The 4,578-nt window shown below is 62.7% G+C and carries 8 protein-coding genes; 1 reads left to right on the top strand and 7 read right to left on the bottom strand.

The features are described 5' to 3' along the window. Positions 1-267, top strand: a 267-nt coding sequence (locus ACIQ2A_RS25560; protein ID WP_398484816.1) for a UTRA domain-containing protein, incomplete at its 5' end; no start/stop codon positions are given. On the opposite strand, the gene ACIQ2A_RS25555 is transcribed toward ACIQ2A_RS25560, so the two are convergent. From ACIQ2A_RS25555 to ruvC, 7 genes are all read right to left on the bottom strand, one after another. Continuing rightward, positions 268-735: a DUF1348 family protein gene (locus ACIQ2A_RS25555; protein WP_398484814.1), complete on the bottom strand. Its 468-nt coding sequence runs from the start codon at positions 733-735 to the stop codon at positions 268-270. It abuts the gene before it with no gap. 82 nt (positions 736-817) lie between these two features. Then, complete coding sequence (ybgC, locus tag ACIQ2A_RS25550; protein WP_398484811.1) at positions 818-1,264, bottom strand: tol-pal system-associated acyl-CoA thioesterase; 447 nt, start codon at positions 1,262-1,264, stop codon at positions 818-820. Beyond that, a complete protein-coding gene (locus ACIQ2A_RS25545) occupies positions 1,261-1,554 on the bottom strand; it encodes a type II toxin-antitoxin system RelE/ParE family toxin (protein ID WP_398484809.1) in 294 nt (97 codons plus the stop codon). Before ACIQ2A_RS25545 ends, ybgC begins: the two co-directional genes overlap by 4 nt. Positions 1,555-1,560: 6 nt before the next feature. Next, on the bottom strand, positions 1,561-1,773 hold the full coding sequence (locus ACIQ2A_RS25540; RefSeq protein WP_398484807.1) for a hypothetical protein: 213 nt from the start codon (positions 1,771-1,773) through the stop codon (positions 1,561-1,563). Positions 1,774-1,811: 38 nt separating this feature from the next. Continuing rightward, positions 1,812-2,858 (bottom strand): Holliday junction branch migration DNA helicase RuvB, encoded by a 1,047-nt coding sequence (ruvB, locus tag ACIQ2A_RS25535; RefSeq protein WP_398484805.1) that lies wholly within the window; start codon positions 2,856-2,858, stop codon positions 1,812-1,814. Beyond that, positions 2,855-3,472, bottom strand: a complete 618-nt coding sequence (ruvA, locus tag ACIQ2A_RS25530; protein WP_398484803.1) for a Holliday junction branch migration protein RuvA — start codon at positions 3,470-3,472, stop codon at positions 2,855-2,857. Before ruvA ends, ruvB begins: the two co-directional genes overlap by 4 nt. Continuing rightward, positions 3,469-3,993 (bottom strand): crossover junction endodeoxyribonuclease RuvC, encoded by a 525-nt coding sequence (ruvC, locus tag ACIQ2A_RS25525; RefSeq protein WP_398484800.1) that lies wholly within the window; start codon positions 3,991-3,993, stop codon positions 3,469-3,471. The genes ruvA and ruvC overlap by 4 nt, the downstream gene beginning before the upstream one ends. Positions 3,994-4,578 lie beyond the last annotated feature (585 nt).

Raw genomic sequence — 4,578 nt, 5'->3', positions numbered from 1 at the left:
CCCGATTTCGGCAAGGTCTATGAGCGCGTGCGCTCGATGACCAAGGCGCTGGCGCATTACGATATCAAGGACTATCGCCGCGCCTCGACCCGCGTCACGGCAGGCATCATCGACGCCACCGATGCGACGCGGCTCGGCGTCGCGCTGGGGCGGCCGATCCTTGTCGTCGATTCCCTCGATGTGGATGCCGACGGCACGCCACTTCATTTCACGCATTCGCGCTTTGTGGCCGAGCGCGTCGAATTCGTGATCGACAGCGAGATTTGATCAGAACGGATCGGTGCCGAGGCCGGGGACTTCCGCGGGACGCGGGCCCGGCGCCGGCCACAGGAAACGGCGATCCTTCTCGGTAATCACGATGTCATTGATACTCGCCTCGCGGCGGCGCATCAGGCCGGCTTCATCGAATTCCCACTGCTCGTTGCCGTAAGAGCGATGCCAGGTGCCGGCGTCGTCGTGCCATTCGTACTGGAAACGCACGGCGATACGGTTGTCGCTGAAGGCCCACAGATCCTTGATCAGGCGATATTCGTGTTCTTTCGCCCATTTGCGGGTGAGGAATTCGACGATCGCGGGGCGCCCCTGGAAAAACTCGCCGCGGTTACGCCAGACCGAGTCCTCGGTATAGGCCAGCGAAACCTTCACCGGATCGCGCGAATTCCAGCCATCCTCGGCCATGCGGGCCTTCTGGGCGGCGGTTTCGCGGGTGAAGGGCGGGAATGGCGGGCGGGACATCAGGCACCTCAGGTTCGATTTTTTACTGAAGTGTAGTCCGGAATGACGAAGAGTCGATGGCGTTTCGTCTATCGGCCGATCACTAAACCTGATCGGCCTTCATCGCGATGCGCAGCGCCTTCGGGATCGGCCGCGCACGGCCGCCGGAGACGAAAGCGACCTTCACCTTGGCTTCGAGCAGCAGGTCTTCGCCACGGCGCACTTCCTGATGCAGCGTGATAGAGGCGCCTTTCACATCGAGCGGACGCGTCAGCACCTCGAGCAGGTCGTCCATCTTGGATGGCTTGAGAAAATCGAGCTGCATTGCGCGGACGACGAAGGCAAAGCCCGGCGCTTCGCTCTCGGCTTCGGCGAACAGCGCATGCTGGTCGGCACCGAGCAGCCGCAGATAATTGGTCCGCCCGCGCTCCATGAAGCGCAGATAATTGGCGTGATAGACAATGCCGGAGAAATCGGTGTCTTCGTAATAGACCCGCACCTGCATGCGGTGAACGCCATCGGCGATGGCGCCGTCGAGATGAGAGGTCATTCAGAGAATTCTCGTTTGATATTCATACGACTATCCAATACGCGGACAATCACGATTCGCCCCGCCCTCACAGTATAAAATGCGATGTATGGATCAATTAGCAAGCCGCGCAGGCCGGGCCGAAGGTCACTACGAACAGGGCCTAACATGGGATATGTGAGAAGTTCATCAAAACGAGCGCTGAGCCGTCTGACGGTCCGTTCAGCAGCTGCAGGGCTTCTTTCGGCGAGATAAGTATGGATGGACAACATGTCACGTCGTGCCCGCTGCGCAATAGCGAGCTTCAACATCTCGACCTACTTTACGTGCTCGCGAGCCTCGGCCAGAAATTCTTCCAAATTCCACAAGCGCACACGCCCCGCCTCGACATCGGCCATCCCTTCATCGATGGCTTGCTTCAGGGCTTGGAATTTTTGCGCCTGGGACAGAAGATAATCCGCAGCTTCCTCCCGGATATCCTCTGGAAGAAGTTCGAGCGCTTCAGCGACTTTTTCTGCAGGTGAACTCATTCGAGGAAGATAACAGAACGCCGAAGTTTTGGCGACTCCTACTCGTCCTCGCCGCCAAACAGCCCCGCCTGCCCCATATCCCGTTTCGGCTCCGCCAGTCCCAGATGCTTGAACGCATGCGATGTCAGCAATCTGCCGCGCGGAGTGCGCTGGAGATAGCCGCACTGGATCAGATAGGGCTCGATAATGTCCTCAATGGCATCGCGTGGTTCGGACAGAGCGGCCGCCATCGTCTCGACGCCGACCGGGCCGCCGCCATAGTTCATGGCGATGGTGGTGAGATAGCGGCGGTCCATCGCGTCGAGGCCGGCGCTGTCGACTTCGAGCGCGCTGAGCGCATGATCAGCGATCTTGCGATCGATGGCAGCCGCATCGGCCGCCGAAGCGAAATCGCGGACGCGGCGCAAGAGGCGGCCAGCGATACGCGGCGTACCGCGGGCGCGGCGGGCGATTTCGTTGGCGCCTTCGGGCGTCATGCCGATCTGCAAGACGCGGGCGCCGCGCGTGACGATCTTTTCGAGTTCGTCGATGGTGTAGAAATTCAGCCGCAGCGGAATGCCGAAACGGTCGCGCAGCGGATTGGTGAGCAGGCCCGCACGCGTCGTCGCGCCGACCAGCGTGAATTTCGCCAGCTCGATCTTCACCGAGCGCGCGGCCGGGCCTTCGCCGATGATGAGGTCGAGTTGAAAGTCCTCCATCGCGGGATAGAGGACCTCCTCGACATTCGGGCTGAGGCGATGGATCTCGTCGATGAACAGCACGTCGCGTTCTTCGAGATTGGTGAGCAGTGCTGCGAGATCGCCGGCCTTTGCGATCACAGGCCCGGACGTGGCGCGAAAGCCGACACCGAGTTCGCGGGCGACGATCTGCGCCAGCGTGGTCTTGCCGAGGCCGGGCGGACCGACGAACAGCGTATGATCCAGCGCCTCGCCGCGCTTGCGGGCGGCGTCGATGAAGATCTGCAGATTGGCGCGCGCCTGGGCCTGACCGACAAAATCGGACAGCGCCTGCGGACGCAGCACGGTGTCGCCGACATCGTCGGAGCGGCGCTCGGAGGTGATGAGGCGATCAGGAGGCGTGGTCACTTCGCCAGCTCCTTCAACCCGAGCCGGATCAGCATCGCCGTCTCGGCGCCCTCGCCTGCGCTGCGCGATGCGGCAGCCACAGCGGCAGACGCCTGCGGCTGGCCGTAGCCGAGATTGACGAGCGCGGAGATGGCATCGCTGACCGCGCGTGGCGCGTTGTCATCGGCGACGGCGCCTGCGAGCTGGGCGACGACAGGATCGACCGAGGCGAAGGCTGGTGCCTTGTCCTTCAATTCCGAGACGATGCGTTCGGCCACCTTCGGGCCGACGCCTGGCGTACGTGCGATCGCAGCCTTGTCGCGCAGCGCGATGGCATTGGCGAGTTCGGCCGGCGGCAAAGTCGAGAGCACGGCAAGTGCCACACGGGCGCCAACGCCCTGCACGGTCTGCAGCAGGCGAAACCATTCGCGCTCCATGTCGGAGCGGAAGCCGAACAGTTTTATTTGATCTTCACGGACATAGGTCTCGATCGAGAGCACGGCAGCTTCGCCGGCCTGCGGCAAGGCCTGCAGCGTGCGCGCGGAGCAATGCACCTGATAGCCGACGCCCTGCACGTCGAGGATCACATAATCCTCGCCATAGGAATCGATGAGGCCCTTGAGCTTGCCGATCATACGCCCACCGCCTTGCGCAGCATCGCGCTGGTGCGGTGATGCGCATGCGTGATGGCGATGGCCAGCGCATCGGCCGCGTCCGCGCGTTTGAATTCGGCCTTGGGCAGCAGGATTTTCAGCATCACCTGGATCTGGTTCTTGTCGGCATGGCCGGCGCCGACCACCGTTTTCTTGACGAGGTTCGGCATATATTCGGCGACATCGATGCCGAACATCGCCGGCGACATCATGGCGATGCCGCGCGCCTGGCCGAGTTTCAGCGTCGCCGCACCGTCCTTGTTGACGAAGGTCTGCTCGACGGCGGCTTCCGTCGGCTGAAACTCATGCAGCACCTTGGTGAGGCCTTCATGGATGCCGAGCAGGCGGATGGCCAGCGGCGCCGTCTCCGGCGGCTCCACCGAACCGCAGGCGATATAGACCAGCCGGTTGCCTTCGGATTCGATGACGCCCCAGCCGGTGCGGCGCAGGCCGGGATCGATGCCGATGATGCGAACGGGTGCGCGAATCGAGGACACGGTCATGTCGCCTTGATAGCCGCGGGCCTGAGCGAACGAAATAGAAGCGCGGGAGCCTGAGGCATCTGTCCCCTTGTGGTGACGCACGAATACGCGATCTCGCGGCGCCCTGGGGGCGTCCGAGGTGTGAGCATTTCTCCCCTCGCAACATGAGGGGAGGCGGCACGCCGTAAGGCGCGAAGGGTGGACTGATCGCTGCCCGTGCAAGCTGGATCGCCAGCAAGCCCAAGCCGCGCAACGCCTTACGGCGCGCCACCGCGACGTTCTATTGGCCGAAGGACCGTTCTTCCGGGTACTGGGCAACATCCCGCAGGATGTTCATCCGACAGGTTTCCCTGTCTTCACCCGCACCACGTCCAGCCGCGCTAGCGGCAGACCCCCGTAGTGGGGTCGGACGGTTACCCCCGACCACCCGAGTGCGAAGGTTACGTCCACCTTCACCCGCAGGCGCCGCATCTCCTTCCGCTCCAAGACGCCTCATGAAGCGCCCCCTCACGAAAAAGACGAGCGGGAGTATGAAGGGGTGAGGAATTTTGTCAAGAACAAAAAAGGAACGGCGGAGTAGCACGAGCCGTCATGTCCCCTCTCCCG

The sequence above is a fragment of the Tardiphaga sp. genome (assembly GCF_044336785.1).
Classification (GTDB): Bacteria; Pseudomonadota; Alphaproteobacteria; order Rhizobiales; family Xanthobacteraceae; genus Tardiphaga.
This window is presented reverse-complemented; position numbering and strand designations above follow the sequence as displayed.